Below are 21,403 nucleotides of genomic sequence, written 5' to 3' on the forward strand. Positions count from 1 at the left end.
TGCTGTTCGGTCATGTCGACATCCCTCCGCCAGTGCTAACTGGTCAGGTTCATCGGGTCTGATCTCAGCCGACTTTTTCGGCACCCCGTGTCGCCGTCCATCAGACCACGAGAGGTGAATCGTCCTGAACGCCGGGTGCGTAGTAACGACGGGCGCGATGAGTTTTCGATCGCTCGGGAGTCGTAATTGCAAGCGAAGTGGCAACCGGCCGCTCGCCTTCGCCCCGGGAGATTCCGATGACCACCCAGCCTGCCCACCACGACACCCTTTCCGGTAACGGCACGACGACACCTTCGGCCACGGCTCGCAAGGTCGGATACGTGCTCAGTGGCCTGTTCGTCCTTTTCATGCTTTTCGACGGCATCATCCACATTCTCAACCTTCAGACCGTCAAGGATGCCTCGGCCGAATTGGGGCTGCCGGACTCGCTGGCATTGACGGCCGGAGTTGTGCAGCTGATCTGCCTTGCGCTGTACGTGATTCCGCGAACGTCGATATTCGGCGCGATTCTGCTCACCGGTTATCTGGGTGGCGCTGTGTTGACCAACCTTCGAGCTGAACAGCCTCTGCTGAGCACAACCTTGTTCGCCGTCTACACCGGGATCGTCATGTGGGCGGGACTGTATCTCCGAGACGAGAAGGTTCGCGAGATCATCCCGGTGCGGCGGGCCTGAAATCAGACCCCCGAAGGGGTTGCGTGGGACGCGGTGTCCCATTATGTTTGACCTCATTCAAGTCCGTCGACTGCAATCGACGGACTGGCCGTGAGGAGACACCGATGGCTCGGTCAGCGTCGATCGAAGTGGAAAAGCCGTACCACGAGGTACTGCAGACTTTGTCCGAGGGCTCAGTTGCCCGCAGTTTCGATCCCTATCTCGACATCGACTGGGATTCAGCAGAGTTCGCGATCGATCCACATGATCCGAGGTGGGTACTCTCGTCCGTCTCGGACCCGCTCGGAGCGACGCAGTGGTACCAGGATCAGTCGTTGGAGCGTCGAATCGCCATGGGAATGTGGCGACAGGCGAACGTGACCAAGGTGGGTTCGGCCTTCGAGAGCATCTTGATCCGGGGAATGCTGCAGTACATCATGGCGCTGCCCAACCAGTCGCCGGAGTTCCGCTACTGCTTGCACGAGATGACCGAAGAGTGCAATCACATCCAGATGTTCCAGGAACTCGTCAATCGCATGGACATCGACGTGCCGGGTATGCGTCCGATGTTCCGGCGACTCTCGCCCGTCATCGGAGTACTGGGTGCCAAGTTCCCGGTCATCTTCTTCATCGGCATTCTGGCTGGTGAAGAACCGATCGACCATTTCCAGAAGGACTTGATCCGCGAAGGCAAGGACACTCCGCCGGCGATGCTCCGCACGATGGAGATTCACATCGCCGAAGAAGCGAGGCATATTTCGTTTGCGCACGAGTTCTTGCGTAATCACGTCCCGAGGCTCAGTCGTACGAGTCGGGCGGTTACGTCGGTGGCCTTCCCCGCTACGATGCGTTGGCTCGCGGGCGAAATCATGTCACCGCCAAAGGAATTCGCCGAAGAGTTCGGCATCCCGGACGAGGTGATGAAAAGCGCCTTCTGGGGAAGCCCGCATTCACGCCGCATCCTGGGTAACTACTTCGGTGAAATGCGAGCCCTGGCAGACGAACTCGGATTGATGAACCCGGTGTCGAAGCGCGCGTGGCGAAAGCTACGCATCGACGGCGACTATGCACGCTATCGCGGCGAGCCCAAGCGCTCCGACAAGTCCCGGAACTAGTCGGGCCGCGACTGTGCGTCGGAGGACACCAGTTCAGCGATGAGCGTGGACAATTCGACATGAGGATCTATCGTGAGTCCGCTCGAGCGGGCCACGCCGTCGAACATGTACCAGGTGTACTTCGCGAGATCGGCGACGATCTCGTCGCGACTCGGTTTCGGATCGGCGCTTCGGACCCAGTGGGTGAGGGTGCCCTCGACCATCGTCACCACGGCAAAGGGCAGTGAATCGAAGGGGGAGGAATCGATCCCCACGGATCGACCGACTTCGGTGATGGTGGCGCGGGCCGAGTCGGCGATCGTCGCCTTCAGGCTGCTGATCGCGTCGATGCTCTCGTCGTCGTAGTCGGTGGGGCCGGTACCCATGAACTCGTGAATCCGAGGATGTTCGGTGATCCACTCCGCTACGGCACTGATGGTGCGAGTCAGGATCTCGTCGAGAGTGCCGACCGAAATGCTCATCGACGCATCCAGGGCAGCCGCGAATTGGCCGAGCACAAACGCGCGGACTCGTCGATCGAGGTCGTCTCGTCCGCTGAATTGCCGGTACACCACCGACTTGGCGAGGCCGGCACGGTCGGCGATCTGCTGAACGGATACTTCGGCGCCTGCCGCCCGCTCTTCGATCAGTTCGACTGCCGAGGTGAGTATCCGTTTCTGGCGCTCGGAGTTGTGCCGCTCCCACCGAGCTTCGCGACCGGTCAACTCTGCAGTGGCAGGTTGCGCAATTGCGTCGCTCGGCATCGGGTCAGTCTATCCGGACACCATCCAGCTCGGGATCGGGCGCGGCATCGAGCGTTCACGTCGGTACAACGTGGGACACTGGACCAGTGAGGTTGTATCGAGACACGGCGGTGGTGCTGCGCCTGCACAAACTGGGCGAGGCCGACCACATCGTCACGTTGCTCACCCGCCAGTTCGGGTTGGTGCGTGCCGTGGCCAAGGGTGTCCGCCGAACCACCTCCAAGTTCGGCGCCAGACTCGAACCGTTTGCTCACATCGACGTGCAACTACTTCCGGGCAAGAATCTCGACATCATCACCCAGGTGCAGACGGTCGATGCATTCGCCACCGACATAGTCGACGACTACAGCCGTTACACCACGGCCTGCGCCGTACTCGAAACTGCCGAGCGGTTGGCCGGTGAGGAACGCGCGCCGGCCCCGCAGCTTCAGCGATTGACGGTGGGAGCACTGCGCGCGATCGCCGAGCAGGCGCGGCCGGTCGAGTTCGTGCTCGACGCGTTCTTGTTGCGAGCCATGGGCTATGCGGGTTGGGCGCCGGCCCTCGAAGAGTGCGCCCGCTGCAGCGCTCCGGGACCGCACCGTGCATTTCATGTCGCCGCCGGCGGAGCCGTGTGTACCTACTGTCGCCCGGCAGGTGCTGCGACGCCGTCGCCCGGAGTGCTCGACTTGATGGAAGCGCTGCTCCGAGGGGAGTGGGAGGGCACCGATTCGGCGCCCGCGACGCTGCGGACGCAAGCCAGCGGACTGGTCGCGGCGCATCTGCAGTGGCATCTCGAGCGTCAATTGCGGACGTTGCCGCTGATCGAGCGTTCGAGGCCGCATGCAGCCGTCGAGGTCGACTTGCCCGTGAGGCAGGATGGAACACGTGATTCGACGACGCGAACCGCGAACTCCGCTTGACTCTGCTGCTGATCGGGTGATCCGGCCACCGGACCCACATCCGTCCGGAGCGACCCCGCCGATCCTGCAAACCGAACTCATTCCGCGCCACGTCGCGCTGGTGATGGACGGCAACGGACGGTGGGCGCAGGAGCGCGGTCTGCCGCGAACCGCCGGGCACGAACGCGGTGAAGCGGTCTTGATGGACACGGTGTGCGGGTGCATCGAGATGGGTGTCGAGTGGCTCTCCGCCTACGCCTTCTCCACCGAGAACTGGAAGCGCAGTCCCGACGAGGTTCGATTCCTGATGGGCTTCAACCGTGACGTCATCCGCCGCCGACGCGACGAGATGAACGAAATGGGTGTGCGGGTTCGCTGGGCCGGTCGTAAGCCGCGCCTGTGGGCCAGCGTGATCAAGGAACTCGAGATCGCCGAAGAACTGACCAAGAACAACACAGTCATGAACTTGACCATGTGCGTGAATTACGGTGGCCGGGCCGAAATTGCCGATGCGGTAAAGGAAATCGCGAAGCGTGTCGCGGCCGGTGAGATCAACCCGGACAAGATCACCGAGGCGACGGTGGCGAAGTACCTCGACGAGCCCGACATGCCCGACGTCGATCTCTTCCTGCGTCCGTCGGGGGAGCAGCGGACGTCCAATTTCTTGATCTGGCAATCCGCTTACGCCGAAATGGTGTACCAGGAGAAGCTGTTTCCCGATTTCGACCGCCGCGACCTGTGGGCCGCCTGCGTCGAATACGCCTCACGCGACCGTAGATTCGGTGGCGTCAAATGACAGGGGAGAACATGACCGACACCACCGACGAAGCAGCCCGCCTTCAAGAACGCGCGGCCGCCTCGCTGGCGCATTTCGTGACGGTCGATGTGGCTGCGGACGGCTCGCTGGGTTTCCAGTACTCCGGCGCGCTGTGCTCGATCCAGGCAATGAACCTGTCGGAGGGTCTGGACGTGCTGTCCATGACGTGTGTTCTCGCGTGGGACCGACCGGTCAGCGCGGCATTGCACCGCAAGGTGGCCGAGCGGAACCGGACCATCCAATTCGGTTCGATCGCGGTATTCGGCCACGGCAGTCTGGCGGACGTCATTCTGCGGTACACGTTCCCGGCGGCCGGACTGGACGACGAGGCACTGACCACGATGTTGCTACTCGCGCTCACCGGCGCCGATACCGCGCGTCAGGGTTTGATTCCCTGACGCGTTCGGGTGGGGTTCCATTCTTCGACGCGCTCAGTTGCCGGCGCAATCGCGGCAGGTGCCGAAGATCTCGACGGTGTGACTCACTTCGGTGAAACCGTTGTCCTCGGCGATGGTCTGTGACCACTGCTCGACCGTCGGACCCTCGACCTCGACGGTGAATCCGCAGTTGCGGCACACCAGGTGATGGTGGTGCCCGGAGGAGCAGCGTCGGTAGACGGACTCACCCGTGTCGGTGCGGAGGACGTCGATGGTTCCGGCGTCGGAGAGTGCCTGCAGCGTGCGGTAGACGGTGGTAAGGCCGATGCCTTCACCGCGCTTGCGGAGTTCGTCGTGCAGTTCCTGTGCCGATTTGAATTCGTCGATGTCGTCGAGCAGGGCGGAAATGGCGCTGCGCTGTTTCGTGGAACGAACGCCGACGGTGGCCGGTCCACGTTTCGAGGTTGTACTGCCCGGAGTGTTCATGCGGTGGAATCTCATCCTTCTTCGGCGTGGGCGACAGCGTCGACGACGATGTGTGCGAGGTGATCGTCGACGAGTCGATAGAGAACTTCTCGTCCGTTGCGCTCGCCGCGGACGACGCCCGCTGCTTTGAGTACGCGCAGATGCTGGCTGATGAGTGGCTGAGTGACACCGAGGGCGCCGACGAGTTCGTGTACGCAACGCTCCGACTCGTGCAACTGAAGCACGATCGCGATGCGAACGGGTGCAGCCAGTGCCCGCAGAATTTCGCCGGCTGCCGCCAGGGTTTCCTTGGGCGGCACGGGCGCGGGAGGTGCGGCTTCGAACGGATCGTGCGTGTGTCCGAGGTCGGAATGATCATGGCTTTTGTGGAGATCGCCGGTATCCGCAATGCTCACAGCGAGGCTCCTTCGAGGGGTAGATCATGATGTCCGGGCATAGCCATCTCACCACATTATTGCAAATCACTTTCATTTTGATATGCACAAGTATGCATGTCAACCTTGGACGGAAGTGCGTGGCAGCCGCCAGATAGGCTGATGGTGCGAAAAGCGCACGAAAATCATGCATCTATTACCCAGATGGAGAGCAATCGAGTGGCACCCAAGTCCAAGATCGAAGCCGTTGTCAATCTCGCCAAGCGGCGAGGCCTGGTCTACCCCTGCGGTGAGATCTACGGCGGTACCAAGTCCGCATGGGACTACGGCCCATTGGGTGTCGAGCTCAAGGAGAACATCAAGCGTCAGTGGTGGCGCAACATGGTCACCAGCCGCGAGGACGTCGTCGGCCTCGACTCCTCGGTGATCCTGCCCCGCGAGGTGTGGGTCGCATCCGGTCACGTCGGTGTCTTCAACGACCCGCTCGTCGAGTGCCTCAACTGTCACAAGCGTCACCGTCAGGATCACCTGCAGGAGGCGTACGCGGAGAAGAAGAAGCTCGACAACCCGGACGACGTCTCGATGGATGTCATCGGTTGCCCCGATTGCGGCACCGTCGGCCAGTGGACCGAGCCGCGCGACTTCAACATGATGCTCAAGACGTACCTCGGCCCCGTCGAGAGTGAAGAGGGTATGCACTACCTTCGCCCCGAGACCGCACAGGGCATCTTCGTGAACTTCGCCAACGTGCTGACCACCTCGCGTAAGAAGCCGCCGTTCGGCATCGGCCAGATCGGCAAGAGCTTCCGCAACGAGATCACCCCCGGCAACTTCATCTTCCGCACCCGCGAGTTCGAGCAGATGGAGATGGAATTCTTCGTCAAGCCGGGTGAGGACGAGCAGTGGCATCAGTACTGGATCGACTACCGCCTCGACTGGTACACGGGCCTCGGCATCAACAAGGACAACCTGCGTCTCTACGAGCATGCCCCGGAAAAGCTTTCGCACTACTCGAAGGGCACGACCGACATCGAGTACCGCTTCCACTTCCAGGGCAGCGAATGGGGCGAGCTCGAAGGCATCGCGAACCGTACCGACTTCGATCTCTCGACGCACTCCAAGCACTCGGGCACCGAGCTGAACTACTACGACCAGACGACGGGCGAGCGGTACACGCCGTACGTCATCGAACCGGCGGCCGGTCTCACGCGTTCGCTGATGGCCTTCCTGGTCGACGCGTACACCGAGGACGAGGCACCCAACTCCAAGGGCGGCGTCGACAAGCGCACGGTGCTGCGCCTGGATCGTCGACTTGCACCCGTCAAGGCCGCAGTTCTGCCGCTCTCGCGTAACGCGGACCTGACGCCGAAGGCAAAAGATCTTGCAGCGCAGCTGCGTCAGAACTGGAACGTCGAGTTCGACGACGCCGGCGCCATCGGTCGTCGTTACCGTCGCCAGGACGAGATCGGTACGCCGTTCTGCATCACGGTCGACTTCGACACTCTCGAAGATCAGGCTGTGACGGTGCGTGAGCGTGACTCGATGGCGCAGGAACGCGTCGCTCTCGATCAGGTGGAAAGCTACCTGGCTGCACGGCTGATCGGTTCCTGATTCGTTCGAAGCTGACGGGCGGTCCTTCTCAATCGAGAAGGACCGCCCGTTTTCTCTATCCTTGACGGATCTTCAGGCGCAGGATCGAAGCTATGAGAAAACTCAGCGTGACCAACAGCGTGACTCTCGACGGTGTCATGCAGGCACCTGCTGGGCCGGACGAAGACCGTCGTGGCGGATTCGAGCACGGTGGATGGGCGGCGCCCTTCAACGATTCCGTCATGGCACAGAAAATGGGGGAGGGGATGGCGAAGAAATCGGAGTTGCTCTTCGGACGTCGAACCTACGAGAACTTCGCCTCCTACTGGCCGTTTCAGACCGACAATCCGTTCACCGAGGTGCTCGACAACACGCAGAAGTACGTAGCGTCAAGAACTTTGGGTGAACCGCTGCCGTGGAAGAACTCGACATTGTTGAAAGGTGATGCCGCCGACGCGGTCGCCACGCTCAAGGAAAGCGAGGGCCCGGATCTGGTGATTCTGGGCAGCGGCGACTTGATCACGTCTTTGGCCGAACGGCGACTCGTCGACACCTACACTCTGCTGATTCATCCGCTGGTTCTCGGAACCGGGCGCAGATTGTTCCCCGACGGAGCTGCGCTCGCTCAGTTCACCCTCACCGAAAGTGCCCCTACGACAACAGGCGTCATCATCGCGACGTATCAGTTGAGCTGGAACAGCAGTTGAGCTGGAACAGCAGCTGAGCTGAACACATCGGGGAACTCGCCGAAATGCCGGCTCTGCCAGCGCTGAGTTCTGACTGCTTGCGTGCTGGTCGGCGTAACCCAGGGCGCATAGACCCGGATGGCGCGCTTACCACCTGAGAAGTTCGTCGACACGATGTCGTGTTCGACGAGGGTTTCGGTGGGAAAGACGAAGTGCCCCACATGCTCTTCGTCGTAGACCTTCACCACGAACAGCATCACGCCGTCTCCGGTGTCGAAGGGGCGGATGGGCCCGGCCTCGGAACGGCGCCACAGTGTGACGAACTGACCGAGCTTGGTCGGCGTCGTCTTGGCGGTTCGATAGACGGTGGGGAGGCCGTTGACGGTCAGCGTGTGAGCGCTGTATTCCGCACCCTCGGGCTCGGGAATCGGTGTGGACCAGGTAAATGCGTCGGCGTTCATCGGGGCCGATGATGCCACGGACCACCGACAACCTTCGTGACGAACGCTGTCGGTGGTAGTCCCGCTTCAGACCGTAGGCACCTTGTCGAGAAACCCGAGGACGAGCGTCACCCGGCCGTCATCGTCGCGTTCGAGTACGTCGAACCCGTCGATCAGTGACCCGGCCCCCGCCGGGCCGAGAGCCCAGCCGAATCGAGCCTGTCGGTGATGCGCGTCCACCGGTCCGACGAGGGTGAAGTGCATGCCCGGAAATTGTTGCTGCACAGCGTTGATCATCGCGTCGATCTGATCGTGTCCGGTGACGTCCGCGAGCGGATCGGTGTAGCGACCGTCGGGTGCGAACAGTTGCTCGATCCGTGCTTTACGGGCGGTGGTATCGGTTTCGTTCCACATGTCGATATAGGCGTCGGCGATTGCGTCGAAGTCGCTCATGGTCGCTCCCTTGATCAGTGTCCAGTGGTGAAGATCCGGCGGTCGCGCCGGCTGAGACCACTGTTCCTCCGAAACTGTTTCGGGTCGATTACCTCGGAGGTCATGGCCTCGGCTACCTCGGGTCGCTAACTTGAGAGAATGACCTTCGAGACGATGGACGTGGGCACCGAACTCAAAAGATGGCGGGAGCGGCGAAGGCTCACTCAGCTAAGTCTCTCGGCAGCGGCAGGAGTGTCGACAAGGCATCTGAGCTTCATCGAAACCGGCCGCTCCAAACCCAGCCGGGACATGATTCTTCACCTGTCCGAATGTCTGGATGTTCCTCTACGACAACAGAACACGCTTCTGCTGGCAAGTGGTCATGCGCCGGAGTACTCGCAGAAGTCGTTGGCGGAAGCGCCGATGTCAGCGGTGAGTGAGGCCATCGATCGCATCATCGAAGCTCATGATCCGTATCCGGCCGTGGTGGTCGATCAGCAGTGGGAGATGGTCGCCGGGAACCGTGCCGTGGGGATCCTGACCGAGGGCGCCGCTGCATTCCTCCTGGAACCACCGGTCAACGTATTGCGACTGAGCCTGCACCCCGAGGGCATGGCGCCGCGGATCGTGAACCTCGCGCAGTGGCGTGTCCACCTGCTCGCACGGCTGGCTCGGGAAGTGGAAGTCAGTGCCGACGAACAATTGTCGTCGCTGCTCGACGAGTTGCGCACGTATCCGAGTGGAGGGGAGTGGCACGACGACCGCGCGAATTCCCTGCTGGTTCCGTTGCGGGTACGCGCCGGCGACACCGAACTGGCGATGTTCAGCACCACCACCGTGTTCGGTACGCCGCGCGACGTCACGCTCGCAGAGATCGCGATCGAATCGTTCTACCCGTCGGACATGCAGACGGCCGACTACTTCCGATCGGCCGCACAGGTCACAGAGACTTCTTGCCGAACTTGAGCTTCCACGGCACCAGCGCCGACTCCAGCTGAACCGAGAGACTCATCTTGGAGACACCTTCGGTGCGCTCCTCGAAGCGGATGGGAGTTTCGGCGATCTTCATGCCACGCTGAACAACTCGGTAGTTCATCTCGACCTGGAATGCGTAGCCGTTGCTCTGCACCGATTCGACGTCGATGTCGCGCAAGGTCTTTGCATGCCACGCCTTGAAGCCGGCAGTTGCGTCCTTGACGTGCAGTCGCAGAATTGCGTTGACGTAGAAGTTCGCCCAGGCGGACAAAGCCTTGCGATGCCACGGCCAGTCACCGGCCACTGCGCCACCTTCGACGTAACGGGAGCCGAGAACGACTGCCGCATCGGTCGTGGTGAGGATCTCGATCATGGCGGGGATCGCTTCGGACGGATGCGAGAGATCCGCGTCCATCTGAATGACGATGTCGGCGTTCTCCGCCAGAGCCCGGCTCATGCCCGCGACGTACGCACGGCCGAGTCCGTCCTTGACCGTGCGGTGAAGCACTCCGACCGGGATGGGACCATCGATACCCAACTTGTCCGCAACCTCGCCTGTGCCGTCGGGGGAGTTGTCATCCACCACGAGGACGTGCAGGTTCGGGATCTTCAACGCGGCGAGGCGATCGACGAGCTTTGGCAGGTTCTCACGCTCGTTGTATGTAGGTACAACGACGGTTATCTGCGGGGCGACGCTTTCCATAACACCTTCGTATGATCTGTGATCCCGACTTGCCGGATGAAGCGTACGACGAGTGCGGTCGTGAACAAAGTAGGGATTTTACTACCTCGACGGGATCCGTCAGAACCGGCCGCCGCCGCCTCGACTGGTGCGGCCGCCACCACCACCGCCGAAACCACCGCCGCCGCCACCGCGACCGGAGCGTCCGCTGCTGCTCGGTCCGCCGTACGAACGGGGCCCTCCGCCACCTCGCAGAATGCTGTTGATCAGGATGCCGCCGAGGATCGCTCCTGTCGCATCGCCGCCGCCACCGCGGGGTCGTTGGTTTGCTTCCCACGTGTTGACGTCGTTCTGCGCTGCGCGAAGCGAATGCGTCGCCAGGGTGGTCGCGGCCTGGGCGTGTTGCAGTGCTTTCGACGGATCCGAAGCCTGCAATTGCTGGGCGGCCTGCAGGTGCCGCTGAGCTTCTGCGTAGCGAGTGCGGGCCTCGGCCCCGATCGCGCCGCGCCGGGTTCCGAGGAAGTCACCTGCAGCGGTCACCTGAGCCTGCGCGGCCAGAATGTCCTGGGCGAGGCGCTGCTGTGCACGTTCGAGCTGCTGCTTCTGTTCCTGAGCGTCGGCAAGCAGCGCGTCGAGTTGGGCGTCGGCCGCGACGATCTGGTTGAAGGCTGTCAGCGGATCACTGTCCTTCGACGTCTGAGCATTCGCCAACGCTGCCTGGGCCGCGGACTTCGCGTCCGCCAATTTCTGCCCGCCCTGCGCCAGGTAAGCATCCGCAGTGGTGATGCCCTGCTGGACGTCGTCCATCGCGGACGGAAGTGTCGCTATGGCGTTTCGGATGTCGTCGGCGGCGTGATCGACCCCGTCGAGTAGTTTGCGTGCCTGATCGAGAGCCGCTTCGGCAGTGCGAATCGCGGTGACGGCAGCGCCTTGCTTACCGGCGGGCAGCGCCGTCGCGTCTCGGCCTTCCTCGATCGACTTCTCGGCGAGCGTCAGGCGTTCGCTGGCCATCGTGACGTTGTTCACGACAGATGCCAGCGTCGGCGCGGGGAACTGATCCTTCAATTTGGTCAGAATCGCCTCGGATTCGGGCAAGCGCACGCTGAGAGAAACAACACTCTGCGTCAACGCATCGAGACGTGCGGGGGCGTTGATGAGAAGGTCACGAAGCCCGTCGAACTCCTCGACGCGAGCTTCGAGTTCTTGGTCGGCTCGACCGCACGAGGAAATGATGTCGATCAGCATCTGCCGGCGTTGATCGGGAGTTTCCGGGATGGCGTCGTCGAGTCGCTGCCTGATCGCGAAGGCGTCCGCGAGAGTCGCCTTGGCCTTGTCGAATGCGGCGGAGAAGGGCGCAACTGCGGAATCTCCGAACTCGCTGCGAGCCAGATCGAGTTCCTCCTGGCTGCCGGCGATCGCGTTGTCCGTCTCGACGAGGATCTCCTTCGCCCGCTCGTCGAGGGTGGGCAGCGGAAGCGCGTTGAGGCTGGCGAAGTCGTCGGGGGCGATGTTCTTCGCGGCTTCGACGCTTGCCTTGTTCTTGTCGTTCTTGCGCTTACGTGAGTACAGGACCACGCCACCTGTCCCGACCACCACAGCGCCGCCCGCGATGAGGAGTGTTCCGACTCCCATTCCGCCGCTCGTGTTGTTCGCGTCGCCGAGTGCTCCAGCTGCGGCGATTGCCGCGCCGGTCCAATCATCCTCGGCGAGAGCTGGTTCCACGGCGTCGGTATTGATCGATTCGATGTCGGAATCCGTGATGTTGCTCAGCTCGGCCGGGACGTCGAGGTAGTAAGCACGCTCTGCCGTGGCAACGGCAAGCAGGACGGACTTGGTACTCAGCGTCGACTTCGTGGCGGTCTGCTGTGCCCATGCCTGGCCACCCAGGTTGTTGAAATCGGGGACGAACGCGACCCACAGATCGATCTGGTGGTCCTCGCTGAGTTGATCGATCGCGGCTTGGATATCGCTGCGTTGCCCGGCGTCGAGGACCCCGGAGGTGTCGGTGATGTGATTCGGCAACACCATCGGGGCGTCCGCCGAGGCGAGCGCGGGACTGAAGACGAGCGCCAGCAAAGCGAAAATCGCAGCGACGGCTGCGGCGCTTCCCCGACGCCGAACGGGTCGGGTGGTTGTCCGACTCTGCTCTACCGAGGACAACTGCGCGAAGTGTGGTGCGAGGGCCATGACGCAAATCTATCCGTTGTGGCGCGTCGGCATCGGAGGTGATCGCCGCGAACTGGCAGAATTGCGGGAGTGAAACCTGCTTTCGGTAACCGCCCCCACGACCCATCACCCTCACGGGCGGGCGGCTTCGGGGCAGGATTGGCTCGCTGGACGCGCCGACTGATCGCCGGTGCGCTGTTGATCGCCGTGGTTCTGGTCGGGGGTACTGCGTTCCGGGTGTGGCAGGTGGCACGTATCGACGACACACGACCGGCCGACGCGATAGTCGTTCTGGGCGCGGCGCAGTATTCCGGCACTCCGTCGTCCGTGTTCGAGGCCCGACTCGAGCAGGCGTACAAGTTGTACAAGCGCGGAGTGGCTCCGCAGATCATCACCGTCGGCGGTAAACAAGAAGGTGACGAGTACACCGAAGCGGCGTCGGGAAAGATGTATCTGACCGATCGCGGAATTCCCTCGAGTGCGATCACCGCTGTGGAGACCGGTTCGGACACGCTGCTCAGCATCGACGCGGTGAGTGCCGAGATGTCCTCGCAGGGAATCAATTCCGCTGTCCTGGTCAGTGACCCGTGGCACTCCTTGCGAACACGGACGATGGCCCGCGACACGGGACTCCAGGCGTGGACCGCCCCTACCCGTCAAGGCCCGGCTGTCTTCACCCGCGAATCCCAGTTGCACGGAATCGCTCGTGAAACCGGCGCGCTGCTCTGGTATCAGCTCACGCACTTCTCGGCAGACTTCCCCTACACGGCAGGGCAATAGAACCATGACAGCTCACACCACCTATGGAGGCGGCACCTACTCCGAACACGACCTCGAACGTCGTGTCGTCGAGGCGCCGAAGCGTGCGGGGTTGCCGGGTTCGCAGATCGCAGCGGCGCAGCATCGTTCGGACTTCTCGCGAGATCGGGCGCGTGTCCAACACTCCGCGGCTTTGCGGCGGTTGGCCGACAAGACCCAGGTTGTCGGCCCGCGGGACGGTGACACACCTCGCACGCGGTTGACGCACTCGATGGAGGTCGCACAGATCGGGCGAGGGATCGCCGACGGACTCGGGTGCGATCCGGACCTGGTGGACCTCGCCGGTCTCGCGCACGACATCGGGCACCCGCCGTACGGTCACAACGGCGAGAAGGCCCTGGACGAAGTCGCCAAGGACTGCGGAGGTTTCGAGGGCAACGCGCAGAATCTGCGGATACTGACCAGCCTCGAACCCAAGATCCTGCGCCCCGACGGTCTGAGTGCCGGCCTCAATCTCACCAGGGCATCACTCGACGCAGCCATCAAGTACCCCTGGACCCGGCCGCAGCCCGGCGCGAAGTTCGGGGCATACGACGACGACGCAGAGGTGCTCGCCTGGGTTCGAGAGGGGGCGCCCGAGCGTCGGCAATGCCTGGAAGCTCAGGTCATGGACTGGGCCGACGACATCGCGTATTCCGTGCACGACGTGGAGGACGGCGTGATCGCAGGCCGTATCGACCTTCGCTCGCTTGCCGATCCGTCCGAGCAGCGCGCACTGGCAGAACTGGGGGCCTCCGAGTTTCGGGGGTTGGTAGTCGACGATCTGATCGAAGCCGCTCAACGGTTGTCCGAACTCCCTGTCGTACGCGGGGTCGGAAGTTTCGACGGAACGCTCGGAAGTTCCGTCGCGTTGAAGAATCTCACGAGTGAATTGGTGGGTCGCTTCGCCACCGCGGCGATTGCCAGCACCCGGCTGACACACGGTGACCGACCCCTCTCGCGGTATCAAGCCGACCTCGACATACCCGAGGCCGTCGCATCCGAGGTGGCATTGCTCAAGACCGTGGCGCTGTACTACGTGATGTCCGACGCCGGACACAAGGCGCGTCAGGATCGGCAGCGTGATCGTGTTCATCGCGTCGCGGAATGGCTGTTGGCAACCGCGCCGGCCGGGCTCGATCCGATACTGCTGCCCGCGTGGGAGCGAGCCGCGGACGACGGCGCTCGGGTCCGGGTAGTGGTGGATCAGATCGCGTCGTACACGGAGAGTCGGCTGGAACGGGTGGACAAAGCGAGCCTGGGCGCGCAGGCCAGCTGGGGCTGAGCCGCTCACGCCCTCAGCAGGTCATCCGCGTCGACGGGTCGGTAGTGGTATCGAGCCACTTGCCGTAAGCGTCGCCGCCTGCTGCGCGAACGTCCTTGCAGATCTTCGACTCGGTGTTCCCGGATTCGCGATACACCGTGTAGATCGCCGTCCCCGAATCGGAGACTTGACGCAGTGACGGGCAGGACTGGTCTGTGCGTAAGTATTTCGAGCCGGGGAACGCGTCGAGGTAGTTCTGGATCTCGCTGGCGTATGTTGCCGGATCGGTGGCATTGGCCAACACCACGATTCCGGTTCCTTTGCATGCGGGGACGGTGATCGGCTTGCTCACCCCGAGGTCGCCGTTTCTCGCGGACGGGTTCGACGCCCGAGTGGTTGTGGTCGCTTGCAGTCCGGCGGTGGGTAGCGGCTCGAGCTTCGGCGTTCCGACCGGCTCCTGAATGGGTTCCTGTGTCGACGTAGCGGTGGAAGCCGCTGCAGTGGTTGGTGATTCCGGTCCGGAGTCTGTGAGCACCGCCCACGTCGCTGCGCCGCCCGCCGCCAGGATGAGGGCAAGACCTACTGCACCGACGACGATCGGCGCTCGATTGCGCTTGGTCTTTGTCGCGATGTGCGCGTAGGTCCCGTGAGCGGGATTCGCCTTGGTGTAGGTAGGCGGGCCGACGATCGTGGGGTGCAATCCGCCCGCCGCACCGGGGGTGTGGTTCGTCGAGAGGGCCTGCCGCGCTTGGAGTGCGAGCGCTCCCGTTGTCGGATAGCGGTGTGCGGGATCCTTTGCCATTCCGCGAGCCACGATGGCGTCGAAACCTTGCGGCAGCGAGGGAACCGTCAGCGTGGGGCGTGGCGGCGGAGCGTTCAGGTGCGAATTGACCAGGTGCTCGATGCTTGTGGTGTTGAAAGGTGTTGTTCCGGTGAGTGATTGGTAGAGGACGCAAGCCAGAGAATAGACATCTGCTGCGGCCGTCGGTGTTTCGATTCCGAACCGCTCCGGCGCCATGTATGCATACGAACCGACTGCGCTTCCCTCGGTAGTGATCTTCGTGTCCGTCTGTGAGTATGCGATTCCGAAGTCGACGAGGTAGGCGAAGCCGTTGTTCGTGAGAATGATGTTGTCTGGTTTGACGTCACGATGGATGAGCCCGCGGGCATGTGCGGCGTCCAACGCCGACGCGATTTGCGAGACGATGTCGACGGCTCGTGCAGGCGTGAGTCGGCCGAACTCGGCCAACTCGGCTCGCAATGTGTGGCCTTCGACCAAGCGCATGTCGATGAAGAGGACTCCGTCGATCTCGCCCCAGTCGTGCACAGGGATCACGTGAGGTTCGTTCAAGGCGGCGGTGGTGCGAGATTCTCGGCGGAAACGAGCTTGGAATGACGGGTCGGCCGCAAGCTCGCGATGGAGCAACTTGAGTGCGACCAGGCGATCCTTCGAGGTGTCGTACGCCTCGTACACTTCACCCATTCCGCCTCGGCCGAGGAGGCGACGCAACTCGTAGACGCCGAATCGGGTTCCCGATCGCCCTTCGTGCGAGCTCGAGGCGTTTTCAGTCATCGTCGGTCCCATCGCTGCGGTGCAGAGTCGGCCATCAACATATCGTTGTCAGGAGGTGTCGGGGGACCGCCTAGACTGATGTACGTGGCGGGCCGAATTTCTGACAGAGACATCGCGGCCATTCGCGAACGCACTCGCATCGAGGACATCGTCGGTGAATACGTTTCACTCAAGCGTGCCGGTGGCGATTCGATCAAAGGTCTGTGTCCCTTTCACGACGAGAAGTCGCCGTCGTTCCACGTGCGACCCAACCACGGCCTCTACCACTGCTTCGGCTGCGGTGAGGGTGGGGACGTGTACTCGTTCCTGCAGAAGATGGACCACATCAGCTTCGTCGAGGCTGTCGAGCAGTTGGCCGATCGACTCAGCTACACGATTTCGTACGAGGGCGGTGGGCCGTCCGTTCAACGCGATCGAGGCACCCGTGCACGCTTGATCGCAGCAAACGCGGCGGCTCAGGAGTTCTACGCCGCTCGTCTGCGCGAACCCGATGCCCAGGCGGCGCGCGACTACCTCACCGAGAGAAACTTCGACGGCGCCGCTGCACTGCAGTTCGGGTGTGGATACGCGCCCGAAGGTTGGGACACTCTCACAAAACACTTGATGTCCAAGGGCTTCGAGTTCAAGGAACTCGAAGCAGCCGGGCTGTCCAAAGAAGGCCGACGAGGTCCGATCGACCGGTTCCATCGCCGACTTCTGTGGCCGATCCGCAGCGTCGCCGGTGACGTCATCGGCTTCGGTGCCCGCAAGCTTTTCGACGACGACACCATGCCGGGTAAGTACGTCAACACGCCGGAAACGATTCTCTACAAGAAGTCTCAGGTCTTGTTCGGCTTGGACCTCGCCAAACGCGACATCGCCAAGGGGCACCAGGCGGTAGTCGTCGAGGGTTACACCGACGTCATGGCGATGCACTTGGCCGGCGTCAAGACCGCCGTCGCTTCGTGCGGAACCGCCTTCGGTGAGGAGCACCTCGCGATGCTCCGCCGACTCCTGATGGACGACAGCTACTTTCGCGGTGAAATCATCTACACCTTCGACGGTGATGCCGCGGGGCAGGCCGCTGCGATGAAAGCGTTCGAGGGTGATCAGAAGATGGCCGGGCAGACGTTCGTCGCTGTCGCGCCCGACGGGATGGACCCGTGCGATCTGCGTCTGAAGTCCGGTGACGCCGCCGTTCGCGACCTCGTGGCGCGGCGCACTCCGATGTTCGAGTTCGTGGTGAAGTCCATCCTCACCGAGCATGATCTGGAGACCGCTGAAGGTCGCGTCGAGGCACTGCGTCGTACCGTCCCCGTCGTCGCGCAGATCAAGGAATCAACTCTGCGCGACAGCTACGCAAATCTGTTGTGCGGATGGGTCGGTTGGGACGATCTTCCGTCGGTTCGACGACGCGTGCGTGACGAAGCTCGCAAAAGGGCTTCGACGCGCGGATCTTCACCGGCGCCCAAGCGTCGTCAGGTTGTCGACCCACCTGCTGCCGATGCGCTTGCGCTGCCGATCGGAATCTCCAGGCCCCGGCCCAACGATCCGGCGCTCTCGACGCAGCGAGCTGTCCTCAAGGCCGCATTGCAGCACCCTGGCATCGCCGGCAGTGTCTTCGACTCGTTGCCGCCCGAGACATTCACCCACCCCGCTTACGTTGTCATCAGACAGGCAATGGCTGACGCCGGTGGAACGAGCAAGGGGTTCGGCGGCGCCGAGTGGATCGAAGTCGTCACCAAGGGCGTCGAAGACATGACGGTGGCCTCGGTTGTGTCGGAGTTGGCCGTCGAACCGATGCCGTGCGACGAAGACACGGTTCCGCGCTACATCAACGGAGTGCTCGCACGACTGCAGGAAGCGTGGGTGGGCGAGCAGGTTGCCGACCTCAAATCCAAGCTTCAGCGCGTCTCACCTGCCGCGGCCCCCGAGGAGTACAACTCACTGTTCGGCGACCTCGTGGCCCTGGAGCAGTATCGCCGACAGCTGCGTGAGCAGGCTGTCGGCGACCAAAGCGTCTGACCTAGCGGTTTTTCTTCAACTGGTCGTGAGGGACCAGAATCGTGGTCTCCTCGTTGATCGGCTTCATCGGCTCGAGCTTGGGCTGAGTACTAAGTGAGTCGGCCAGCTTCTGCCGTGACGCGTCCAACACCTTCTTGGTGGCCGGACTAGTGGCCACCGCCTTCGCGGCCCGGCTGATCTGCTCGTATCGTGCGCGGCCCGCTTTGGTTCCCAGGACGTACCCAGCTGCAACACCGATCAACAAACGCATCATTCCTGCTTCCCTCCAGCACCGATCGTCCTGACTCCATCCTGCCTGATGACTCGCTGGGCAGGCGATTTGGTACTTCGGTGGAGGATTCGCTACAGTTTCTCAGGCAACGCCGGAACGGGCGAAGCGAGCAAGACAATCCCCTGTAGCTCAATTGGCAGAGCTTCCGACTGTTAATCGGACGGTTGCTGGTTCGAGTCCAGCCGGGGGAGCAGCAAAGCCCCTCACCTGAGAAATCAGGTGAGGGGCTTTCTTGTATTCGTCTGACCTAGTGCGCTCGCAGCAGGTCCACCGATCGAAGTGCCGATTCGACGTCTGCCGCGTTGTTTGCTTGTTCTGCGAGAATTCCCAGCCGTCGAGCGCTGAGGACGTTCACCGGGTTGTCGTCGACGAAGAAGGTCTGCTGTGGACGCGCATCGAGAAACTCCAGCGCAGCCACGAAGGCCGCAGGGGCGGGTTTGGTAGCTCCGAGCATGCAGGAGAAAACATGCTTGTCGATTGCCGATGGAGTTACAACACTTTCGATGGCGGCCAACAGGACAGGTCCATTGTCGGAGAGCGTGGCGACCACGACGCCCTCGCTTCGAAGCGCGATTGCGAGAGCGATGACTGCGCGGTCCGGGACGAAGGCTGTCGCCCAGGCTCGGCGTAGGTCGTCGCGGTCACCAGAAAACCCGAGCCGTCGAAAACGTTCCAGGATCGCAGTTTCGGAGTGAAGGCCGAGATCGCATTCCTGGTCGAACCCGGACGCGAACACGAGTGCACGGACTTCGTCTTCAGTGACGCCGATAGCCGTTGCCAGTTCTGCGGCGCGACGATCGGGCTCGAATCGACACAGCACACCACCCAAGTCGAACAGAACGAGTTCGGGTCGTCCGCTGCCGTTCGCCATGTCGTAGAGGGTAGGCGTCATCAGTGCCGGTGAACGCGACTCGAAGATGCCGGCGACCAATACGCCGAAAGCCCGACGAAAGTGCTTGCGTCGGGCTTTCGGCGAAACCGTCGAACTGTTCGGCCGGTGCGCTTACTTCGCTGCGCGATCCGAAGGCTCGAATAGTCGGATGATGTGGCTGGGGTTGATGTAGTAGACACCGTTCGGAGAATTGAGAACGAGAGTGTCTTCGGTGAAATCGGTGACGGTGCCGTTCAGCTTCGCGCCGTCGGACATGATGATCCGGATCGTGGCCTTCGAGTTCTTGAATTCGGTCAGTGCAAGCTTCATGTGGTGATCCTGTTCCGTGGGGTGTGCACTCCCACGGTATCGGCTCATCGCGCCTGTGCCGACCAACCTTGGAAGACTCGACTCGAAAGAGTGCAACGCGTCACCGCCTGCCCGATTGTGATCCGCGTCGGATGTGCCGGTAACATTCGGATTCGCCGCGATGCATCGCATCCGGATGGGGCGGTAGCTCAGTCGGTTAGAGCCGTGGACTCATAATCCATTGGTCGCGGGTTCGAGCCCCGCCCGCCCCACGTTCGGGCGCCGTGAGCCCTGTTGCTCCGACTTCAATGACACTTGTCGAAGACCAGAATGCAAACGCAAGGGCAGTTGCCCACTGGTTGTCGGGCTTGAATCGCGAGGCACGCGCCTACGGTGCGATTGAGTGATCCTTGGTAGTTACCCAAGGAAATGTCGCACCTTCGTCGATCCCAGGCAAGGTGAAGGTCTCGGAACCGGATGCGCAACCCCTGACAGCGTCGGAGGATCAGTGCCATTAGGTGAGACCGAGGCAGCGACATGTCGGACGATGAAGGAAAGCAGGTACCTATTCAGGTATTTCGGCGTATGTGCTCAACGTGCCGAAGTGTCACGCTTTCGATGTGCCTACCGGTGTAGGTACAAGGCAGTCGAGCCGTCCCCCCGCGGCTCGGCTGCCCCCAACAGGCGGCATCGGGCCCGAATGGCCGCGTTAGAACTGGCGACTGCAAGTTCCGACTCGGGGTTGGATGCGACTCGGGATCGTAGGTGTAGCTACAGCTCGGTTGTCCGACGCCACAGGTGTGATCACCGGCCCCATCATGGACAGCCGACTTCAGTCCGAGACTGCGTTCAACGTGAACGATCGAAATCCGTTCGACTGCCGAGCAATACACGCTACGTTTCATCGACGCGTTGACCGGGAGCAGACCGTCGGTACCCACTCAATGCGAGGAATAGAAACGGAAATGGGCCCCGCAAGTGCGGGGCCCATTTCCTTGTCTGAAAAGCGTTGTCGGACGAGGGCTTTCAACGTCGAGGACTTTGTGCTCGGTCTCGTTCAGTTGTTTGATCAGGGTGACGGGAAATATTTCTATGTTCCGATTCCATCCTTGTGTACTTCGGTGGTGACTCGGGCTCGATTGTCGTTTTTCCGTGCTCCGTCAATCGTGGAATCCACAGTCCGCGAGCGCTCAGTAGTTACCTCGATCGGATGCAAAAACCGGGCAATCGGAACAAAACACTTGTCGAAGAGTTACATTTGTTGATAAAGTGTAACGACATGCTGATAGTCAACAGCAACTTCGAGGCCGCATTACCGGACGCCGACGGGCGCCGGGGGATATCGGTGTGCTGTCGATGGGTGGTGACGCCGCTGTGCGCCGCAACACGGATTCGGCGAACTGTGCCGGGTTGGACCCCTGATCCCACGGACCAAAGTAACGGAGAACGTACTGTGAAAATCAAGAACTCGATCGCGCCTGGTTTTATGGACGATCACGGAAACAGGCTGTTCAGCAACACGATTCGATCAGCTGAGGGTGAGGCTCTGGTCGAGCGGCTGAATACCATGTTCGAGCAAGCGAACAGGACAGGTCGGGTTGTCGATCAACGAGAACTCTCGACCGTGCTTTATGCGCAGCGATCCGAGGATTCGGCGGGTGACCGGTCGATTTCGGCGCCCGAAAGGTTGCTGCGTGCAACCGAGGGACTCTCCTACGAATCCTTCTCCCTGTTGATCTTGGCGGCCGAACATTTACTGCGTTCCGAAGGGAAATTCGTCGACCCGCTTCCCTCTCACGAGGGTTGACGAGGTCAGTGGGAGCGTCGTCCACAACGACACAGGCTCGCCCAGGCGAGCGTCGAGCCAGGTGCGTGTCACGAGAGCCGGTGGCAGCC

23 protein-coding genes, 2 tRNA genes and 1 riboswitch are annotated in these 21,403 nt (G+C 62.0%); of the genes, 14 read left to right on the forward strand and 11 right to left on the reverse strand.

Annotation, left to right across the window (positions count from 1 at the left end):
• Positions 1-4 precede the first annotated feature (4 nt).
• Positions 5-98: riboswitch (TPP riboswitch) on the reverse strand.
• 138 nt (positions 99-236) lie between these two features.
• On the forward strand, positions 237-674 hold the full coding sequence (locus I7X09_RS19490; RefSeq protein ID WP_095969983.1) for a DoxX family protein: 438 nt from the start codon (positions 237-239) through the stop codon (positions 672-674).
• 104 nt (positions 675-778) lie between these two features.
• A complete protein-coding gene (locus I7X09_RS19495) occupies positions 779-1,768 on the forward strand; it encodes an AurF N-oxygenase family protein (RefSeq protein WP_095969777.1) in 990 nt (329 codons plus the stop codon).
• Here I7X09_RS19495 and I7X09_RS19500 read toward each other — a convergent pair.
• Positions 1,765-2,511 carry a TetR/AcrR family transcriptional regulator gene (locus I7X09_RS19500; protein WP_095969778.1) on the reverse strand — a complete coding sequence of 249 codons (747 nt, stop codon included), beginning with the start codon at positions 2,509-2,511 and terminating at the stop codon, positions 1,765-1,767. The two genes, I7X09_RS19495 and I7X09_RS19500, sit on opposite strands and share 4 nt — an antisense overlap.
• Before the next feature lie 86 nt (positions 2,512-2,597).
• Here I7X09_RS19500 and recO point away from each other — a divergent pair, with 86 nt between their 5' ends.
• Genes recO through I7X09_RS19515 form a run of 3 tightly spaced genes read left to right on the forward strand, consistent with a single transcriptional unit; the run spans position 2,598 to position 4,607 of the window.
• Positions 2,598-3,413, forward strand: coding sequence for a DNA repair protein RecO (gene recO, locus I7X09_RS19505; protein ID WP_029255636.1), 816 nt, complete (start codon positions 2,598-2,600; stop codon positions 3,411-3,413).
• Positions 3,370-4,188 (forward strand): isoprenyl transferase, encoded by an 819-nt coding sequence (locus I7X09_RS19510; protein WP_003944543.1) that lies wholly within the window; start codon positions 3,370-3,372, stop codon positions 4,186-4,188. The genes recO and I7X09_RS19510 overlap by 44 nt, the downstream gene beginning before the upstream one ends.
• The gene (locus I7X09_RS19515) at positions 4,185-4,607 is read left to right on the forward strand and encodes a YbjN domain-containing protein (RefSeq protein WP_019749000.1); all 423 of its coding nucleotides are present in this window, start codon (positions 4,185-4,187) and stop codon (positions 4,605-4,607) included. Before I7X09_RS19510 ends, I7X09_RS19515 begins: the two co-directional genes overlap by 4 nt.
• A gap of 33 nt (positions 4,608-4,640) precedes the next feature.
• Here the strand turns inward: I7X09_RS19515 and I7X09_RS19520 are convergent, their stop codons facing one another.
• Entirely contained in the window at positions 4,641-5,072 is a 432-nt protein-coding gene (locus I7X09_RS19520; RefSeq protein WP_095969984.1) for a Fur family transcriptional regulator, read from the reverse strand.
• 11 nt (positions 5,073-5,083) lie between these two features.
• The gene (locus tag I7X09_RS19525) at positions 5,084-5,467 is read right to left on the reverse strand and encodes an ArsR/SmtB family transcription factor (RefSeq protein ID WP_003944457.1); all 384 of its coding nucleotides are present in this window, start codon (positions 5,465-5,467) and stop codon (positions 5,084-5,086) included.
• Between the two features lie 198 nt (positions 5,468-5,665).
• On the opposite strand from I7X09_RS19525, the gene I7X09_RS19530 reads away from it, so the two are divergent.
• The gene (locus I7X09_RS19530; protein WP_003944491.1) at positions 5,666-7,057 is read left to right on the forward strand and encodes a glycine--tRNA ligase; all 1,392 of its coding nucleotides are present in this window, start codon (positions 5,666-5,668) and stop codon (positions 7,055-7,057) included.
• A 92-nt stretch (positions 7,058-7,149) separates the two neighbouring features.
• Positions 7,150-7,743 carry a dihydrofolate reductase family protein gene (locus tag I7X09_RS19535; RefSeq protein ID WP_124569272.1) on the forward strand — a complete coding sequence of 198 codons (594 nt, stop codon included), beginning with the start codon at positions 7,150-7,152 and terminating at the stop codon, positions 7,741-7,743.
• Here the strand turns inward: I7X09_RS19535 and I7X09_RS19540 are convergent.
• A complete protein-coding gene (locus I7X09_RS19540) occupies positions 7,719-8,201 on the reverse strand; it encodes a MepB family protein (protein ID WP_200313318.1) in 483 nt (160 codons plus the stop codon). The two genes, I7X09_RS19535 and I7X09_RS19540, sit on opposite strands and share 25 nt — an antisense overlap.
• Before the next feature lie 48 nt (positions 8,202-8,249).
• Complete coding sequence (locus I7X09_RS19545) at positions 8,250-8,615, reverse strand: nuclear transport factor 2 family protein (protein ID WP_095969781.1); 366 nt, start codon at positions 8,613-8,615, stop codon at positions 8,250-8,252.
• 138 nt (positions 8,616-8,753) lie between these two features.
• Here I7X09_RS19545 and I7X09_RS19550 point away from each other — a divergent pair, with 138 nt between their 5' ends.
• Positions 8,754-9,560 carry a helix-turn-helix domain-containing protein gene (locus tag I7X09_RS19550; RefSeq protein ID WP_200313319.1) on the forward strand — a complete coding sequence of 269 codons (807 nt, stop codon included), beginning with the start codon at positions 8,754-8,756 and terminating at the stop codon, positions 9,558-9,560.
• Here the strand turns inward: I7X09_RS19550 and I7X09_RS19555 are convergent.
• Both I7X09_RS19555 and I7X09_RS19560 read right to left on the reverse strand, forming a co-directional pair.
• A complete protein-coding gene (locus I7X09_RS19555) occupies positions 9,535-10,272 on the reverse strand; it encodes a polyprenol monophosphomannose synthase (RefSeq protein ID WP_003944487.1) in 738 nt (245 codons plus the stop codon). The genes I7X09_RS19550 and I7X09_RS19555 overlap by 26 nt on opposite strands.
• A gap of 99 nt (positions 10,273-10,371) precedes the next feature.
• Positions 10,372-12,438 (reverse strand): TPM domain-containing protein, encoded by a 2,067-nt coding sequence (locus I7X09_RS19560; protein WP_166811488.1) that lies wholly within the window; start codon positions 12,436-12,438, stop codon positions 10,372-10,374.
• 69 nt (positions 12,439-12,507) lie between these two features.
• Between I7X09_RS19560 and I7X09_RS19565 the strand changes: the two genes are divergently transcribed.
• Together I7X09_RS19565 and I7X09_RS19570 are read left to right on the forward strand one after the other, a co-directional pair.
• Positions 12,508-13,197 (forward strand): YdcF family protein, encoded by a 690-nt coding sequence (locus I7X09_RS19565; protein WP_095969784.1) that lies wholly within the window; start codon positions 12,508-12,510, stop codon positions 13,195-13,197.
• Between the two features lie 4 nt (positions 13,198-13,201).
• Positions 13,202-14,500: a deoxyguanosinetriphosphate triphosphohydrolase gene (locus I7X09_RS19570; RefSeq protein ID WP_200313320.1), complete on the forward strand. Its 1,299-nt coding sequence runs from the start codon at positions 13,202-13,204 to the stop codon at positions 14,498-14,500.
• A gap of 13 nt (positions 14,501-14,513) precedes the next feature.
• On the opposite strand, the gene I7X09_RS19575 is transcribed toward I7X09_RS19570, so the two are convergent.
• A complete protein-coding gene (locus tag I7X09_RS19575; protein WP_200313321.1) occupies positions 14,514-16,064 on the reverse strand; it encodes a serine/threonine-protein kinase in 1,551 nt (516 codons plus the stop codon).
• 72 nt (positions 16,065-16,136) lie between these two features.
• Here I7X09_RS19575 and dnaG point away from each other — a divergent pair, with 72 nt between their 5' ends.
• Positions 16,137-18,056, forward strand: a complete 1,920-nt coding sequence (gene dnaG / locus I7X09_RS19580; protein ID WP_200313322.1) for a DNA primase — start codon at positions 16,137-16,139, stop codon at positions 18,054-18,056.
• Between the two features lies 1 nt (position 18,057).
• Here dnaG and I7X09_RS19585 read toward each other — a convergent pair whose 3' ends face one another.
• Positions 18,058-18,309 carry a hypothetical protein gene (locus I7X09_RS19585; protein ID WP_003941570.1) on the reverse strand — a complete coding sequence of 84 codons (252 nt, stop codon included), beginning with the start codon at positions 18,307-18,309 and terminating at the stop codon, positions 18,058-18,060.
• A gap of 136 nt (positions 18,310-18,445) precedes the next feature.
• On the opposite strand from I7X09_RS19585, the gene I7X09_RS19590 reads away from it, so the two are divergent.
• Positions 18,446-18,518: transfer RNA gene (locus I7X09_RS19590), tRNA-Asn, on the forward strand.
• 56 nt (positions 18,519-18,574) lie between these two features.
• On the opposite strand, the gene I7X09_RS19595 is transcribed toward I7X09_RS19590, so the two are convergent.
• Together I7X09_RS19595 and I7X09_RS29475 are read right to left on the reverse strand one after the other, a co-directional pair.
• Positions 18,575-19,198 carry an HAD family hydrolase gene (locus I7X09_RS19595; protein WP_234036634.1) on the reverse strand — a complete coding sequence of 208 codons (624 nt, stop codon included), beginning with the start codon at positions 19,196-19,198 and terminating at the stop codon, positions 18,575-18,577.
• A gap of 132 nt (positions 19,199-19,330) precedes the next feature.
• A complete protein-coding gene (locus tag I7X09_RS29475) occupies positions 19,331-19,528 on the reverse strand; it encodes a hypothetical protein (protein ID WP_003941659.1) in 198 nt (65 codons plus the stop codon).
• 177 nt (positions 19,529-19,705) lie between these two features.
• Here I7X09_RS29475 and I7X09_RS19605 point away from each other — a divergent pair.
• Both I7X09_RS19605 and I7X09_RS29480 read left to right on the forward strand, forming a co-directional pair.
• Positions 19,706-19,779, forward strand: a tRNA-Ile gene (locus I7X09_RS19605).
• A 938-nt stretch (positions 19,780-20,717) separates the two neighbouring features.
• On the forward strand, positions 20,718-21,314 hold the full coding sequence (locus tag I7X09_RS29480) for a hypothetical protein (RefSeq protein ID WP_234036635.1): 597 nt from the start codon (positions 20,718-20,720) through the stop codon (positions 21,312-21,314).
• Positions 21,315-21,403: the final 89 nt, after the last annotated feature.

Origin of the sequence: Rhodococcus sp. P-2, assembly GCF_016598535.1 — a bacterium.
In the GTDB taxonomy this organism is placed as follows: Bacteria; Actinomycetota; Actinomycetes; order Mycobacteriales; family Mycobacteriaceae; genus Rhodococcus_F; species Rhodococcus_F baikonurensis.